We start from the raw sequence: 16,752 nt of genomic DNA, 5'->3' as shown, positions 1-16,752 counted from the left end.
CTCCCCTTTGTCGATTACACCTCAACCTTGCCCCCATCCTTTGTTACAATCCCCGCCCTCGTTTTCAAGCCGCCTTTATTTAAGAAGCCATTAGCCATGTCCACAACCACCGCCGTTAAGCACACCCCCATGATGCAGCAATATATGCGCATTAAAGCCGAGCACCCTAACGAGCTGGTGTTTTACCGTATGGGTGACTTTTACGAGGTGTTTTTTGACGATGCTAAGCTGGCCTCGCAGGTGTTAGATATCACCTTAACCGCGCGCGGCAAGGCCGGTGGCAACCCTATACCTATGGCGGGTTTGCCGTTTCATGCAGCGGAAGGCTATTTAGCTAAGCTGGTGCGCAATGGTATTTCGGTGGCTATTTGCGAACAAATTGGCGACCCCGCCACCAGTAAAGGCCCGGTAGAGCGCAAAGTGGTGCGCGTAGTAACACCAGGCACCTTAAGCGACGAAGCCTTAATGGATGCCGGCCGCGATAATTTACTGGTGGCCATTGCACAAAATGAAGAACACTTTGGCATTGCCTCTTTAGATATGGGTAGCGGCCGCTTTTGTGTTTTGGAAGTGATTGGCGAAACTGCCTTATTAGGCGAGCTAGAACGCCTGCGCCCGGCCGAATTATTAGTACCCGAATTACTTAGCCTAAATGAAGGCACATTGCCTAAAAACGGCTTACGCAAACGCCCCGATTGGGAGTTCGATAGCGCACAAGGCAACCGCGCCTTGTGCGAACATTTTGGCACTAAAGATTTGCAAGGTTTTGGCTGCGGCCACATGCACGCCGCTATTGCTGCCGCCGGTTGCCTCTACGGTTACGCCAAAGAAACCCAGCGCAACGATTTAGCCCACCTTTCGGGCCTCGCGGTTGAAAACATCGAGCAAACCGTAGCCATGGATAGCGCCACCCGCCGCAATCTAGAATTAGATTTAAACCTTACCGGCGGCGAAGAAAATACGCTTTTTTCGGTATTAAACAGCAGCTGCACCGCCATGGGCGGACGCTTACTAAAGCGTTGGTTGCACAAACCGCTACGTTGCGAGCACACCATATTGGCTCGCCAAAGCGCAATTACCAGCGTACTGGCCAATTACCAATTCGAGCAATTGCGCCACCCGCTAAAACACATTGGCGATATGGAGCGCATATTGGGCCGCGTGGCATTGCGCTCGGCTCGCCCGCGTGATTTATCCCGTTTGTGTAGCTCTGTAGGTGCCTTCCCAGAATTGCAAAGCCTGCTTAAAAATACCGACAACCACCACCTTAAAACATTGGCGCAGCAAGTGGGCGAATTCCCCGAATTGGTTGCCACCCTAGAAAAAGCCATTATCGAAAACCCGCCTGTGGTGATTCGCGATGGTGGTGTAATTGCAAACGGTTACGATGCCGAGCTAGACGAGCTGCGCAACATTAGCACCAATGCCGGCCAGTTTTTGTTAGACCTAGAAGCCCGCGAGCGCGAGCGCACCGGCGTACCCACCTTAAAAGTGGGCTACAACCGCGTACACGGTTACTTTATAGAGATGACCAGCGCACAATCGGATAAAGCCCCCGCCGAATATCAGCGCCGGCAAACCCTTAAAAATGCCGAACGCTTTATTACACCAGAACTTAAAGCTTTTGAAGATAAAGCCCTTTCGGCCAAAAGCCGCGCCCTTACACGTGAAAAAGCGCTGTACGACGAGCTGATTGAAATTTGTAATCAGCACTTATTGGCCCTACAAGGCGCCGCCGCTGCCGTTAGCGAGCTAGATGTTTTATGTGGTTTAGCCGAGCGCGCCGAACACCTGAATTTATGCTGCCCAAGCATTAGCAATACGCCCGGCATTAACATTACCAACGGTCGCCACCCCGTAGTGGAAGATGTATTAGATACCCCCTTTGTCCCCAACAGCGTATTGTGTAATAACGAGCGCCGCATGCTGGTGATTACCGGCCCCAACATGGGCGGTAAATCGACCTATATGCGCCAAACGGCACTTATCGTATTGCTGGCACAAATTGGTAGCTACGTACCGGCCGAAGCCTGCGAGCTAAGCCTGGTCGACCGCATATTCACTCGTATAGGCTCATCAGACGACTTAGCCGGTGGCCGCTCTACCTTTATGGTAGAAATGACAGAAACCGCCAATATTCTGCATAACGCTACCGACAACAGCTTGGTATTAATGGATGAAGTAGGCCGTGGCACAAGCACTTACGATGGTTTATCTCTAGCTTGGGCCTGTGCCGAGCACCTCGCCAAAGAACTAAAAGCTTACACCCTGTTTGCCACCCATTACTTTGAAATTACTACCTTGGCCGAGCAAATTCCCACAGTGAATAACGTGCACTTAAGCGCTACCGAGCACAACGACAACATTGTGTTTTTGCACAGTATTGAAGAAGGCCCCGCCAGCAAAAGCTACGGCCTGCAAGTGGCCAAGCTTGCCGGTATTCCAGCGCCGGTTATTTACAACGCACAGTGCCAATTAGCCCGGCTAGAAGGCCAACCCACGCCAGAACCCATGGTAATACCGGCGCCAGTTGTAGAGCAGCCCAAAGCTGCACCCACACCAGAACCCACCAAAGCAGCCAGCACGGTAAAAACCAAAGCACGCGGCCCACAACCCGACCTGTTCGGCAGTGGCCCAAGCGCCGCCGAAGAAGCCATCATCGAGTGTGACCCAAACCTGCTAACGCCCTTTGATGCACTGCAGTTGATCTATAAATTAAAGAAAATGGTATAAGCCTGCACGCGGTTAGACTTTCCTTTCCGCGCGCAACTGTTAGAATGTCGCGCTTAAAATTCAGCCCTGCAATGCCTAAGCACCCCTAAAGGCCGCGATTACTGGCTAAACGCTCCTTGTGTGCCCTAGCGCAACCAGACCAATATAGAGGTTAATCCAATGACATTTGTTGTCGGCGAAAACTGCATTAAATGTAAACACACAGACTGTGTAGAAGTGTGCCCTGTTGACTGCTTCTATGAAGGCCCAAACACACTTGTAATTCACCCAGACGAATGCATCGACTGCGCACTTTGCGAGCCAGAATGCCCCGTAGATGCTATTTTCTCTGAAGATGAGTTACCCGAAGATCAAGAAGCCTTCTTGGAGCTAAACGCCGAATTGGCCGAAGTATGGCCCAATATTACCGAGAAAAAAGATGCCCCCGACGACGCCGAAGAATGGGACGGCGTACCCGGGAAAATCCAGTACCTAGAGCGCTAATACTTTTAGCTTTTAGTACATAAAAAGGCCGCATGTGTTAAAGCATGCGGCCTTTTTATTGTGCGGACTTCCCCCCCCCACAAATTGCGAAATGACCTTTGGCTAACTACGAGCCGAGGATACATAACTACAAATCATACCGCGAAGACAACTGTGCACGGCCTTACACAACTTAAGGGCTGAGAACATCCAAGTAAATTGATTTCATTTTCTCGACTTTACGAGCCCAGTCAAATTGAACCTTAACCTTATCCAAGCCATTTTTGCCCAACTGATGGCGGTTTTCTGGATCACAACTAATTTTCGCCATAGCCTCAGCAAACTGCTCAACAAACGCTTCTTTAGTCTTTGGGATATCCACTAAAATACCGCACGATGCATCTAGGTAGTCTGCAGGCCCGCCCCAATTAGAAGCAATAACAGGCTTACCCATCGCCATCGCTTCCAGGACAACAGCGCCCCCACACTCATACACACTAGGAAGAACAAGACAATCAGCATTAGTAATGAGCTGGGCGCACTCTACTTGGGTCTTAAAACCTAAGAAATTAACCCTCCCCCCCAAATCTAAACTAGTTGCAAGCTCTTCAAGCTGAAGCTTATCTTCACCCATACCCACGATATCGAGAAAAACATTCATATCTCGGTCTTGCAATATTTTTATCGCACGAAGCAAAACATCCACACACTTCCAATCCACTAAACGCCCAACAAAGATGAAGCGACAGCTCTTCGCAGCATCATCTAGAGGCAAAGCTTCAGGAGCGAGCTCAGTTAAATCAGACTGCTTAAAAATATTTAAATCAACACCATTCTCTACAAGCTCGATAACATTTGAACATAGCCCCCTCGGTAATGCTCCAGCCGTTCTCTGGTTAGCCACCAAAAGTGCTTTAGCATACTTTTTGCCCGGAAATAAAAGATTGAAGACTCTAGAGAAAAAACGCCCAAACGCCATAAAATACTTTTCTGACCGCCCCTGCATATCCTGATATGCGCTAGGGAATGTCATACCGCCATTCATTGGCCCAATAATGACCGGCGCACCAACATTATGAATTAAAGACGGTAATTTAGGCGATACCCGAATGGGCTGATGTACTATATCTATTGATTTTTCAGCAACAAGCTTCCGAATAAGCTTTCGCTGCTCTCGCTGAGTAATAATATCAATAATAAAGCCTGTAAAAAAAGAGCTTATTCTTTTGGGGAGTCTACGCCCACATAAAAATAAAATTTTTTGAAGGCGCGTATCCTCTACGTAGTACACATCCTCTTTCTTATCCGCAAACAGGGCATCAATCTCGTCCCGAGACCTAGAATGGACGACTAAAAATGTAGAAACACCGCAGTTAGATAAGAAATTAAAATAATGCAGAGGGATAATACTTTCTCCTCCACCTCTGGCTGAAGCATTTGGGGCTACAATGATTGCCTTCATCCCTATCCTCGTAATATCTCTAGACGTTTATCAACAACAAGCCACAAAATTGCAGCACAAGCTATACCGCCGGCACTTTATCAACTATCAGGCTTTAACGCACCCCAAATAAACCAATTGAATCACGTCAATAGAGCGTACAATTCCTAGGATTCACAACCCCTGCTTGCTATATGCGACTGAGCAAATCATTTTTCTTGTTTTGATATTCTTCTTCAGTAACCGCGCCAATATCACGCAGGTTAGCGAGCTTTTCGATTAGCTGAAACACATCACCAGTAGCGCTTTGCGAAGGCTGTATTGACGGCGCCGGCTCAAAGGAGGGCGATTGCTCAAACTGGGAGGGTTGCGGCTGTGGATTGTTAACTGGCGCCGCGTTATTAACCGCAGGCTGAACAAAATTTTGGTTACTCGTAGTGCCACCACCAGAAACAACCGGTAAATTAGACACGCTAATATTACCGTACTGGCTATTAAACATAAGCGAATCGTTAGAGCCTTGCTGCTGGCTAACCCCGCCGATATTGTGGTCAAGCGTATCGTATACCGTTACCGCGCCGTTTACCTCCACCGCCAAGCGGTTAGGGAACAAGGCATAACGCGAATTATTTTGCCCACCAGAACTTGATGGCTGCCCTAAACCATTTGGCCACCAATTTTGGCTACCGGTTGTAGGATTAGGGGCAAAAATAGTGTTGTTGGCCAAAGCATTAGCTAATTCTGCGCATAAATTGTTAACAGTGTTTTTTAGGCCGTGGTTAAACATATCCCCCACCATCGTCATACCGCCAGCCATCCACTGCCCACCACCGCCTAACTCGGGGCAATTAAACTGCGCCATAGAACCTGCACCATTATTAACCGCAATAAGCATATGCATAACAGCATCGTAGCTAAGGTTATAACGGCAACTTAAATCATTAACCGTTTGCTGACCTACCGGGGTAAGGTTTTGCATTAAGATAATTCCTGTAGTGTGGAGCGCAAGAGCAGGCAAAAGAGAGCAGCCCGCAGAAGGAAGACAGCCAGCATAACAGAAGCCAAATGCTTTGATAGGACCGTTTTTGCTAGACTATGCCAAACATTACGCTGCAGCCGCTTACAGGCCGCGCAGTACTATTTCATATGAGTTCATAACCTCTTGTAATATCAAATAAAACTAGAGGCGCCCTGGCTCTTCTCCGCTTTAGTGAGGTGATCTAGTGGCTTCCATAGAACATGGATTGCTCGTCAGGCATCGATGATTGCCTTATTTTTAGCTTGAAGTACTCGGTATCCTTGATGCCTCTTGCTCGCTTGCGAATCATGCCAATGCTGACATTGCCGGCTTCAATTCTGGCGCTAGTCAGCCCGTGTTTTCCGTAGTTACAAATGCCTACGCTATGCTTCCTTAGTGACTTTGCAAATTTCTTGAGATAGAGCATATTCGTCTGTTCCGCGATGTCGCACCACTGCTCCAATGCATTCATCATGGCGTCATAATTCCCTGCATTCCACAAAGCTTGGAGCTGCTCTTTGAGTATATAAAGTGTATTGATATTGGAATTATTTTCGAGCAATGTCTGGAGTTTATTGGCTTGTTTATCATTTAACTTGTCGGCATTTTTTAACAACAGGTAGTGGGTACCTTTAAGCTGCTCTTTGCCTGCGCGATCCGCCTTTCTGAACTCGATCCTACGCTGATTGCTCATGGCTTTACTGTAGTTTTGCATCACATGAAACCGATCGAAAACAATGTCAGCATTAGGCAAGCATTCGCGTACCGATTTTTGATAGGCTGGCCCCATATCCATGGCTACCGCCTCTATGTTTTCAGCGGTTTGTGCTGGTAAGCGCTTTAGAAACGCTGTCAACACCTCGGCTTTACGGCCTGTCTCAACGCCAATTAAATGACCGGATTCCATGTCATAAATCACCGTCATATAATCATGGCCTTTGGCTCTAGCGACTTCATCGACCCCAAGATATTTTAAGTCAATTAATTTTTCAGGATTAAGTGCAGGCAACGTTTTCTCTAGGTGAAATTTATCCATATTTTTCACCGTTTCCCATCGTAGCTTTAGGTGCCGACTGACCGTGCTGATACTCATATGGCGACACAATCCGCTCACCAACTGGCAAAATCTTTGAGTATAGCGATTGCCTGTATCGACAAATTCGCAAGCCTCCATTAGACGCCTACCGCAAGTCGTCACAACTTGAGCGAGCTCAACTTCCAAATAGCACTCGAAGCCACACAAAGGGACATCACGGATCGTTCTGCGCAAGTATCGGTTGATGTTGGCCGCCTCATTACTTGACGGGTCAATCGCTCTATAACGACGGTCTCGCTTGCAGTGTATAGTCAATCTTTGCAGGGCCAAGTCATGCTGAACTTGTTTGACACGCTGACCAGGAAGGCTCAAAATTTTGCTGGAGATGTTAAGGCTCATATATTCGTTTAAGTGTAGTGGCGTGAGAACCTTACATTTCAACGGATATGGCGGGTCTTAGCATCTCTTTTTACCTCACTAAAGCGGAGAAGACCCGGCGCCCTAGAGCTTACACCTCAATGGCCAAACACCAACACAAGGTATTGCGCAATGAAAAATATAATATCGCGACTCACTTTAATTCTAGCCGTGCTCTGCCCGCACATTAGCGCGGCAAGCAATAGTTGGGTTAACTTCGACTCTTTCAGTTATTCCGGCTGGGACAATGGCCTAACGCAAGCTAAAGGCAATGGTTACTTCAACCCTATTCAACCCGGCTTTTACCCAGACCCTTCCGTGGTGCGCGTTGACAACACCTACTACATGACCCACTCCACCTTTGCCTACTTCCCCGGGCTGCCAGTGTTTAAAAGCCACAACTTAGTCGATTGGGAACAAATAGGCCATGCACTGTGGAGTACCGAGCAGCTTGCTTTTGACAAACAACAAGACATTTCCCACGGCATTTTTGCGCCAACCCTGCGTTACCACCAAGGCATGTTTTACATTATTACAACCGATGTTTACGGCATTGGGAATTTTATTATCAGTGCCAAAGATCCTGCTGGGCCATGGTCCAAACCCATAGTATTGCCAGAGGTTGGTGGTATCGACCCGGATCTGTTTTTTGATGACGACGGCAAAGTATATGTTACGCATAACGATGCCCCCGAAGGCAAGCCGCGCTATAGCGGGCACCGAGCCATTTGGCTATGGGAGTTGGACTGGAAAAAAAAGGCGGTAATTCCATCGTCCAGGCGGCTGCTTGTAGATGGCGGCGCTAACATCGACGAAAAGCCCGTTTGGATCGAAGGCCCGCATATTCTAAAAAAAGATGGCTGGTATTATTTAATTTGCGCCGAAGGTGGCACATCGGTACAGCATTCGCAGGTCGTGTTTCGCACCCGCGACCTCAATAAACCTTTTATCCCCTATAGCAATAACCCAATTCTTACCCAACGGGACTTAGACCCTAAGCGTACAAATCCTATTACCAGCGTCGGCCATGCCGACTTTGTGCAAACCCCTAATGGCGATTGGTGGACGGTATTTTTAGGCATTCGCCCCTATAAAGACAACTACCACAATACCGGCCGCGAAACCTTTTTATTACCGCTAACCTGGAAAGATGGCTGGCCGCATATTCTAGATAACAAAGCGCCAGTGCCCTTATTTGTAGAAACCGAAGCGCTAGGTAAATTAAATAAAACCGCAAGCAAAGATCACTGGCAAGACGCCTTTGAAAATACCACGCTAGACTATAAATGGATTACCGCCCGCACTAGCGCTAAACCTTTTTACAGGTTAAACACTAAAAATAAGCGCCTACGACTACGCGCCAGCCAAACGCCTTTATCCAGCAAAGATCACAGCAGCATGCTAGTAGCAAGGCAACAACATTTAAATTTTGCTATTACAGCCGAGCTACAGCTACCGCAAGCGATGAATATTCAAGCCGGTATAATCGACTACCAAAACGATGCCTTCCATTACTTTTTCTATATTGATAAAACCGAAAAAGGCTATGCACTAGTATTAGAAACGGTTAGCAACGGGAAAATAACGCACAGCTCGAGCACCGCTATAACCACAAAGCACAACACGATTAAACTTGGCTTAGAGCAACAAAAAGACAAGCTAACGTTTTATTATATTAATGATGCCGCTAAGCGTATAGATGTGGCAAAAAATGTCGATGCAAAGCTCGTTAGTACCCAAGTAGCTGGCGGCTTTACCGGCGCTATGTTGGGCGTTCATGCGAGAGCCAAAGAGACCCCAAAATAGCTATTATAAAGCGGGCTTAAATAAAATATTTAAACCCGCATGCCACCAAATTACTGTAGCGCATCATAAACCACGCTATAACGCATAGCCTCTGCCACCCCAAAGCCGGGCACCGCTTTTGCCTTAGTCCGCGTAAATACCGGCACATTTATACCGACTAAAAAGCGAGTAATTAAATCGCGGGATGGATTATTAACACCTTTGGATTGAAGGTGAGCCGTTAACGCTTGCGCGGTACTTTTAAGCTGGCTTTGCTCAACCGCATAAGCATTTGAAGCAGGAAAGGTTACACTGCGCCCAGCACACACACTGCAATGCCCACACTGCTGCGGTGCATTTTGATCATCAAAATATTTGGCCAAGCCATAGCTTAAGCAGTTAGTGGATTGTAAAAAACGCAGCATTAAGCCAATGCGTTTTATTTCACTTTGCTCGTGCTGCTTAAAATGCTGCGCTAAACGAGTAGCAAGGCCTTGATCCAGCGCCTGATTATTAACAGCAAACACCTCTAACGCGCCAGAAGGTTTTAGCTCTATCCAACCTTTATCTTTAAAATACTCTAGCGCGGTAATCACTCGCCTGCGGTCGCCACCGGTATAAGTATTATAAATAGTCTCAAAGTCCACCACGCCCCAGGTTCGCTTAAATTGGATATTACCCAATAAACACTCAACAAAACTACGGCGCTCGCCGTCAAAAGCGGCCAGCACAGTATTTGGGTCACACAAAAATTTAACAGTGTATTCGGCACTGTAAGTGTAAAGTGGGGTTATTACGCCTTGCATTTCCAGCTGAACTAATAAGGTTTTAAGCGTTAGCTGGCGAATATTCGACTCGCTCGATAACCCATACAGCTGCATTTCCCATTGGCCGTTATTTTGATGCTGCGCAATATGGTTAAGTACAGTTTCAATACCCGCTTGCTCTGGCGTATCGCCATAGACAAAATTTTCGATGGTATTTAACGCATCTAAATTACCCAACACAAAACAATCGGACGATAAGCCATCGCGGCCAGCACGGCCTATTTCTTGACTGTAGTTTTCGATGGATTTGGGTAAATCATAGTGCACCACGTAGCGAATATCGGCTTTATCTACCCCCATACCAAAGGCAATAGTGGCCACCACCAAGGGTAACTCGCCCCTCATAAAACCATCTTGAATACGGGCGCGGTCTTCGTTTTTCATACCTGCATGGTAGGCGCAGGCATTAATACCGGCTTGCTGTAAATAACCGGCCACCTGCTCTGCTGTGTGCTGTAAGGTCACGTAAACGATACCGCTGGCACTTTGGTAGCGCGCCACCAAAGCCTGTAATTCTGACTTTTTTTGATCCTCAGCCACTGCCAAAACATGCAAATTGAGGTTACTGCGATAAAACCCCGTTTGAATAATGGCGTGTTCTGCAATATTAAATTTAGCTGCCATATCCAACTTTACTTTTTTGGTGGCTGTGGCGGTTAATAATAATGCCTGCGGGATATTTAGTGCTTTTTCGTAACTGGGCAGTTTTAAATAATCGGGCCTAAAGTTATGGCCCCATTCAGAAATACAATGCGCCTCGTCCACCACCAATAGTGAGATAGCCACCCCTTCCATTAAAAACCGAAAGCGTTCGTTTTTAAAGCGCTCTACCGATACCATTAATATTTTTAACTTATTGGCTTTTACATCGGCGACCACTTGGCGGTATTCGTCATAGGTTAGCGTAGAATCTAAGCTTGCCGCTGGAATATTGTGGGCTTTTAAAAAATCGAGCTGATCTTTCATTAAGGCTAATAACGGCGAAACCACCAAAGTTAAATACGGCAGCTGCAATGCACTAAATTGATAACACAGAGATTTGCCCGACCCCGTAGGGAATATAGCCAACGCGGAATCACCGGCAAGAATATGGCTAATCGCCTCTTGCTGGCCCTCGCGAAAGGTATCGAAACCGAACTGGGCCTTTAGAGTGGTAGTTAGGTTGGATGTAGGCATAGTGCTACCGTTTTATTTTATTGAGTAGCCTTATACCTTAGCCGGTATAACGCCAACAGGGAAGCTAGCGCAACAACAAGCTTACACCAACTAAGTTGTTAATCGAGCAACAGCCCCTTCAACATTAACCCTAGCTTGCGCCTCTAGCAGGCTATAAAAGGGCTCATTATTAAATATTTTCTCTCTAACCAAAAAACTCTGCAGTACCGCTATGCGCTTTTTCCGGTAAATTGTACTCGGCACCACACGGTATTCACGCCGTATATTCTGCTCAAATTGGGCATACACATTAGGGTTTGCACCAAGAATAGAAAGGTCAATATCGACAAGATAAGATGCATCTAACGTAGCCGCAGGCGCATTGTGCTCCGTGGCTAAAATCAAATCGTACACACGACCTGCAGCATCTTGTGCCGCGTCATTAGTCAATAAAAAATCACGCGCCCACAGCGCGCTATTTTTCTCGTTGTTACTAGAAAATATTTTATAAATAGCATCGTGAAACCAAAGCGCTAACTCTACCTCGCGAGGGTGACTTAGTTTACTCTCGATAACATCATAGTGCTTCAAGCACGCTTGGATATGCTGCGCATTGTGGTAATAGCGGCCAGCTTGAGCGTAAGCTTTTTCTAAATCGCTCAAGGTTTGTAAGTTTTCCTCAAAACCCCAAGACTTCATTAGTTTTAGCCATTGTGCTTTATCCATAAACTTTATAACTCTCTAGAAAACAAAAAAGCCGAGCAATCGCTCGGCTTTCTAAATACTCAAAACATCTAACCACTACACCTCAAACGGGTGCCTCAGAATTACAGTCTCTACCCTATCCGGCCCAGTAGAAACAATATCCACCGGCGTACCGGTCAATTCTTCTAAGCGCTTAATATAATTGCGGGCGGTTTGTGGCAGGCCATCGATGCTTTGTACGCCGAAGGTGGTTTCGCTCCAGCCGGGCATGGTTTCGTATACCGGTTGTACATCCTCCCAGCCTTGTGCGTCGCATGGAATACCGACATCTTCACCTTGGCTATTTTTATAGCCAATACAAATTTTAACTTCTTTAAGGCCATCTAAAACATCAAGCTTGGTTAAGCACATACCGCTGATGCTATTAATGCGCACAGCGTGGCGTACGGCAATGGCATCGAACCAGCCAGTGCGGCGTTTGCGGCCGGTGGTGGCACCGAACTCGTGACCTTTAACACCCAGGTGCTCGCCCACTTCGCAATCGAGTTCGGTTGGGAATGGGCCAGAACCTACACGGGTGGTGTAGGCCTTGGTAATACCCAATACGTAATCTAAATACAACGGGCCAAAACCACTGCCTGTTGCAACGCCACCGGCGGTGGTATTAGACGAGGTTACGTAAGGGTAAGTACCGTGGTCGATATCTAATAAAGAGCCTTGCGCACCTTCGAATAAAATATGCTCGCCGTTGGCGCGGGCCGTGTGCAGCATGTCGGTTACGTCGGCGATCATGGGGCGCATTTCTTCGCCTAGGCGGAAGGCTTCGGCTAAGGTTGCGTCGTAATCTACCGCTTCTACACCAAAATAATTGGTTAGCACAAAATTGTGGTAAGCCATCACTTCTTTAAGCTTTTCGGCGAAGCTTTCTTTGTCGAGCAAATCACCTAAGCGCAAACCACGACGGGCGACTTTATCTTCGTAGGCGGGGCCAATGCCGCGGCCTGTAGTGCCGAGCTTATCGGCACCGCGGGCAATTTCGCGCGCTTGGTCCAGCGCTACGTGATAAGGCAAAATTAACGGGCACGCCGGCGACAAACGCAAGCGCTCGCGCACCGGTACGTTGTTTTCTTCTAGCTCGGCAATTTCTTTCATTAAGGCATCGGGGGCTAATACCACACCATTACCAATAACGCAGGTTACGCCATCGTGCAAAATGCCGGATGGAATCAAATGCAAAACGGTTTTTTTGCCTTCAATGACTAAGGTGTGGCCGGCGTTATGGCCACCTTGAAAACGTGCAACATATTTAACTTGCTCGGTTAGCAAATCAACGATTTTGCCTTTTCCCTCGTCACCCCATTGGGTGCCGAGAACAACAACATTCTTGCCCATGAAATACTGCGCTCTGTTTGTGTTAAAGAATTAGGTTGAATATATAAATTAGCTACAATGCTTTTACTTCAAAAACCCCATCGCACTCCACAAGGATGCGATCGCAGGTTTGATATTCATTCGGTGCGGATTGCCAATTAGCGCCGCACACTACACGCTCGCCGGCATCACGCAAACGCTCTACCGCCTGCCATTGTGCAGGGTGGGTGGAATGCGGGGCGAATATACCGGTGGGTAAATCGCAAGAGGGTTGCGCCAAACGCTTTAGCGCAACTAAGTTAACGCTAAAGCCGGTAGCCGATCGCGCGCGGCCAAATACCTCACCAATGTGGTCGTAACGCCCGCCGGTGGCTATGGCCTCGCCTGCGCCTGCCGCAAAAGCCGCAAATACAATACCCGTATGGTAGTGGTAGCCGCGCAACTCGCTTAAATCAAAATACAAATGCGCTTGCGGGTAGCGCTCGGATAAGGTTTCGGCCAATACAACAAGCTCGTCTAGTGCTTTGCGCACAGCGGCCGGCGCATTGGCAAATACCGCCTTGGCATCGTGTAATACATTTGCGGCACCCGCCAATTTTGGCAACGCTTTTAACCAAGGCGCCGCTGGCGAGCCGGCCAAATTAGCATCTACCCAGGCGTTAATATCGGCCATGGCCTTGGCTTGCAATAATTCGAAAAAGGCTTTTTCTTGACTGGGCGTTAACTGCGCTTCGGCCGCTAACGCTTTAAAAATACCCACGTGCCCTAGGTCGATATGTAAATCGATTAAATCGGCCTCTTTAAGGGTGCTTAACAATAGCGATACTACTTCGATATCGGCTTCTATGCTGTCGTCGCCGAACATCTCCACGCCCATCTGTAACGGGTTGCGGCTAGCCAGCGCACTTTTTGCACGGGTGTACAACACATGGCCGGCATAACATAAGCGGTTAATACCATCGCGGCGCAAGCTGTGTGCATCTATGCGGGCTGCTTGCGGGGTAATATCGGCGCGAATACCTAAAGTGCGACCACTTAACTGGTCTGTGACTTTAAAGGTTTGTAGATCGAGATCTTGCCCCAAACCAATCAATAGCGAATCGGTAAACTCCACCATCGAGGGGATAATGAGGTCGTAGCCCCAACGCTGAAATAAATCCAACACGCGACGGCGCAGGGCTTCTATGTGTTCTGCTTCTTCGGGCAGCACTTCTTCGATGCCGTCAGGCAACATCCAGCGATCAACTTGATTCATGGTGTGTTGTTCTAGTTAGGTTCTATTTCAGTAAAAATAATAATCCAGCGCCTAGCAGCATGCTAACCAAGCCAACAATGCGCAATTCGCGGTCATTTACGGTGGCCAACTTAACAACCAAGGCACGCCAACGGCCTGGATACAAAAATGGCACTATGCCTTCTAAGATCAGTACCAAGCAAATGGCTTGCAAAAGTGTGTCTAACATTAGGGCTCTTTAATCTTTGCCGCTGAGTCTTTAGCTGTACCGCCCCACAACAAGGGGCCTTTACGGCTGTGCTGATATGACTGGCACAAAAAAACCGAGCTTATCAGGCTCGGTTGCGGCATTTTAGCATCCTTTGCGGCGGGTAAAAACGATTAAGACGAAAAAAACACCAGCAAGTTACAGCTCGCGCTTACTGGTGCATTGCCGTAAAGGCTGAAAATGCGGGGCGTTTCCTACTTTTGAACGCCCTTGGCAGCATCGCCATTGGCCGACTTAAAGTAACGGAAGAAGTCGCTCGCAGGATCAACCAGCATTACATCTTGCTTTTGCGCAAACGTGGCTCGGTAGGCCTCTAGGCTGCGCACAAAAGCATAGAACTCTGAGTCTTGATTGTATGCTTTTGCGTAAGTATCGGCCGCTATCGCATCGCCCTCACCCTTGATTTTTTCAGCATCACGATAGGCTTTAGCGCGCTCTACTCGAGCTTTGCGGTCAGCATCAGCGCGGGTGATTTTAGCCATTTTTTCACCTTCGGCACGGTGTTGCGCGGCCTCCAGCTCACGCTCGGCACGCATGCGTTCAAATACCGGACCACTCACTTCTACCGGTAAGTCGATACGCTTAACGCGCACGTCTACCACCTCAATACCCAAAGACGTATCTGAAAACTTATTCAGCTCGTCTTTAATGGCCAGCATTAATTCATCACGCTGCCCGCTGACTACCTCATGCAAAGAACGCAAAGCAAACTGATTGCGCAGCTCCTCATTAATGCGCTGGCTTAACAGGCTACGGGCGCGGTCGATTTCACCGTTGGTAGCGGTATAGAACTTTTTAACATCCAGAATGCGCCACTTTGCATAGGAGTCTACCTCTACCGTCTTTTTCTCTACCGTAAGAATCGGCTCGGCAGGCGCATCTAGCGTCATTATTCGGCCATCAAACTTCTTAACCGAATCCACAAACGGGAATTTCACATGCAAGCCGCGATCTAGGTCACCATTGCTTACACGCCCTAAACGCAATTCAACACCGCGTTCAAATTCATTCACAATATAAAGCGAATTCGCGGCCACAATAACAATCAGCAATCCGCCAACTAAGGCCATTAATGATTTAGTAGACATTAGCGGCCACTCCTACGGCTAGTGCTAGCCGGTAAATCACTCATAATTTCACCTTTAATATGATTGGTGAGCTGCTCTATTTCTTGCCGAGTAAAACCACGACGGGCACTAGCCGTGGCGGTAGTGGCGCCCTCTACTAGCTTATCTAAAGGCATGTACATCATGTTATTACCGCCTTCGACATCAACCATTACCTTACTACTATTAGCCATCACCTCTTGAACGGTTTCTATATACAAGCGCTCACGGGTCACTTGCGGCGCCTTTTTATACTCGGCCAGCAACAACTCAAAACGCTTGGCTTCACCTTCGGCCTTGGCAATCACTTCTTCTTTGTAGGCGTTCGCCACTTCTTTTATTCTGGCAGCTTCACCTTCCGCCTCCGGTACTACCGCATTTGAGTATGTTTGTGCTTCGTTCTGGAAGCGCTCCTCATCTTCGCGGGCTTTAATAACATCATCAAACGCATCTTGTACTTCGCGCGGCGGGTTTGAATCTTCGATATTGACTTTGTCTACCAAAATACCTGTGGTGTAATCAGTCAAATAACCTTGTAAGCGGTCACGAATTTCTATCGCAATAGCTGCACGGCCCTCGGTGAGCACATTGTGCATTTTGGTCGACCCTACCACATGGCGCAGTGCGCTATTAGCGGCTTGCTGTAAGCTTTCTTCTGGCGATTTCACCCTTAGAACAAAGTCTTCGGCGTTATCAATGCTGTACTGTACAGAAAGCTTGATATCCACAATATTCAAGTCTTCTGTCAGCATTTTCTCTTGTGTACTCCACAAGCGCACGCGGGTCACGTTTTCGGTGAATACGGTATCAATTAACGGTGGATTCCAGCGCAAGCCTGGGCCTTTTGTTTCTTTATACAAACCAAAACGCAAAACTACCGCCCGCTCCTGCTCGTTAACCACACCAAAGCCTTTAGCCGCAAAAATCACCGCAGCTAGAATTAAACCAATCACAATAAATGGGGTTATTGAACCACCGCCTTTATTGCTACCACCACCAAAGCCGCCGTTGCCACCGCCTTTTTTCTTGCCGGTAAACATGCCAATAAAATTGCGCACAATTTCATCGAAGTCGGGCGGGCCATCGTTATTATTGTTGCGGTTACCCCACGGGTCTTTATTGCCGTTGTCGTTACCGTTATTTCCAGAGTTATTTCCCCCAGAATTATTACCCGGTTCATTCCAGGCCATAGTG

At 47.7% G+C, this 16,752-nt stretch carries 13 protein-coding genes; 3 read left to right on the top strand and 10 right to left on the bottom strand.

The window, feature by feature from the left end; translation table 11 throughout:
- Positions 1 to 96: 96 nt before the first annotated feature.
- Positions 97 to 2,733 (top strand): DNA mismatch repair protein MutS, encoded by a 2,637-nt coding sequence (gene mutS, locus MARGE09_RS04390; RefSeq protein WP_236986137.1) that lies wholly within the window; start codon positions 97 to 99, stop codon positions 2,731 to 2,733.
- A gap of 159 nt (positions 2,734 to 2,892) precedes the next feature.
- The gene (fdxA, locus tag MARGE09_RS04385; RefSeq protein WP_236986136.1) at positions 2,893 to 3,216 is read left to right on the top strand and encodes a ferredoxin FdxA; all 324 of its coding nucleotides are present in this window, start codon (positions 2,893 to 2,895) and stop codon (positions 3,214 to 3,216) included.
- Between the two features lie 172 nt (positions 3,217 to 3,388).
- Here fdxA and MARGE09_RS04380 read toward each other — a convergent pair whose 3' ends face one another.
- From MARGE09_RS04380 to MARGE09_RS04370, 3 genes are all read right to left on the bottom strand, one after another.
- Positions 3,389 to 4,657, bottom strand: a complete 1,269-nt coding sequence (locus MARGE09_RS04380; protein WP_236986135.1) for a glycosyltransferase family 4 protein — start codon at positions 4,655 to 4,657, stop codon at positions 3,389 to 3,391.
- Between the two features lie 169 nt (positions 4,658 to 4,826).
- Positions 4,827 to 5,615, bottom strand: coding sequence for an SHOCT domain-containing protein (locus MARGE09_RS04375; protein ID WP_236986134.1), 789 nt, complete (start codon positions 5,613 to 5,615; stop codon positions 4,827 to 4,829).
- 241 nt (positions 5,616 to 5,856) lie between these two features.
- Entirely contained in the window at positions 5,857 to 7,089 is a 1,233-nt protein-coding gene (locus tag MARGE09_RS04370; protein ID WP_236981837.1) for an ISL3 family transposase, read from the bottom strand.
- Between the two features lie 150 nt (positions 7,090 to 7,239).
- Between MARGE09_RS04370 and MARGE09_RS04365 the strand changes: the two genes are divergently transcribed.
- Entirely contained in the window at positions 7,240 to 8,913 is a 1,674-nt protein-coding gene (locus MARGE09_RS04365; RefSeq protein WP_236986133.1) for a glycoside hydrolase family 43 protein, read from the top strand.
- A gap of 50 nt (positions 8,914 to 8,963) precedes the next feature.
- On the opposite strand, the gene MARGE09_RS04360 is transcribed toward MARGE09_RS04365, so the two are convergent.
- The 7 genes from MARGE09_RS04360 to hflK form a co-directional block, all read right to left on the bottom strand.
- Positions 8,964 to 10,895 carry a RecQ family ATP-dependent DNA helicase gene (locus tag MARGE09_RS04360; protein ID WP_236986132.1) on the bottom strand — a complete coding sequence of 644 codons (1,932 nt, stop codon included), beginning with the start codon at positions 10,893 to 10,895 and terminating at the stop codon, positions 8,964 to 8,966.
- Between the two features lie 90 nt (positions 10,896 to 10,985).
- Positions 10,986 to 11,600, bottom strand: coding sequence for an HD domain-containing protein (locus MARGE09_RS04355; protein ID WP_236986131.1), 615 nt, complete (start codon positions 11,598 to 11,600; stop codon positions 10,986 to 10,988).
- A gap of 75 nt (positions 11,601 to 11,675) precedes the next feature.
- The gene (locus MARGE09_RS04350; RefSeq protein WP_236986130.1) at positions 11,676 to 12,971 is read right to left on the bottom strand and encodes an adenylosuccinate synthase; all 1,296 of its coding nucleotides are present in this window, start codon (positions 12,969 to 12,971) and stop codon (positions 11,676 to 11,678) included.
- 52 nt (positions 12,972 to 13,023) lie between these two features.
- Complete coding sequence (locus tag MARGE09_RS04345; protein ID WP_236986129.1) at positions 13,024 to 14,205, bottom strand: ATP phosphoribosyltransferase regulatory subunit; 1,182 nt, start codon at positions 14,203 to 14,205, stop codon at positions 13,024 to 13,026.
- Positions 14,206 to 14,227: 22 nt separating this feature from the next.
- Positions 14,228 to 14,413 carry a DUF2065 domain-containing protein gene (locus MARGE09_RS04340; protein WP_236986128.1) on the bottom strand — a complete coding sequence of 62 codons (186 nt, stop codon included), beginning with the start codon at positions 14,411 to 14,413 and terminating at the stop codon, positions 14,228 to 14,230.
- 233 nt (positions 14,414 to 14,646) lie between these two features.
- The gene (gene hflC, locus MARGE09_RS04335; protein ID WP_236986127.1) at positions 14,647 to 15,540 is read right to left on the bottom strand and encodes a protease modulator HflC; all 894 of its coding nucleotides are present in this window, start codon (positions 15,538 to 15,540) and stop codon (positions 14,647 to 14,649) included.
- Positions 15,540 to 16,748 (bottom strand): FtsH protease activity modulator HflK, encoded by a 1,209-nt coding sequence (hflK, locus tag MARGE09_RS04330; RefSeq protein ID WP_236986126.1) that lies wholly within the window; start codon positions 16,746 to 16,748, stop codon positions 15,540 to 15,542. The genes hflC and hflK overlap by 1 nt, the downstream gene beginning before the upstream one ends.
- Positions 16,749 to 16,752: the final 4 nt, after the last annotated feature.

It is taken from the genome of Marinagarivorans cellulosilyticus (assembly GCF_021655555.1).
In the GTDB taxonomy this organism is placed as follows: Bacteria; Pseudomonadota; Gammaproteobacteria; order Pseudomonadales; family Cellvibrionaceae; genus Marinagarivorans; species Marinagarivorans cellulosilyticus.
Note: the sequence above shows the minus strand (reverse complement) of the source record. Positions and strands in the feature narration are given on the sequence as shown.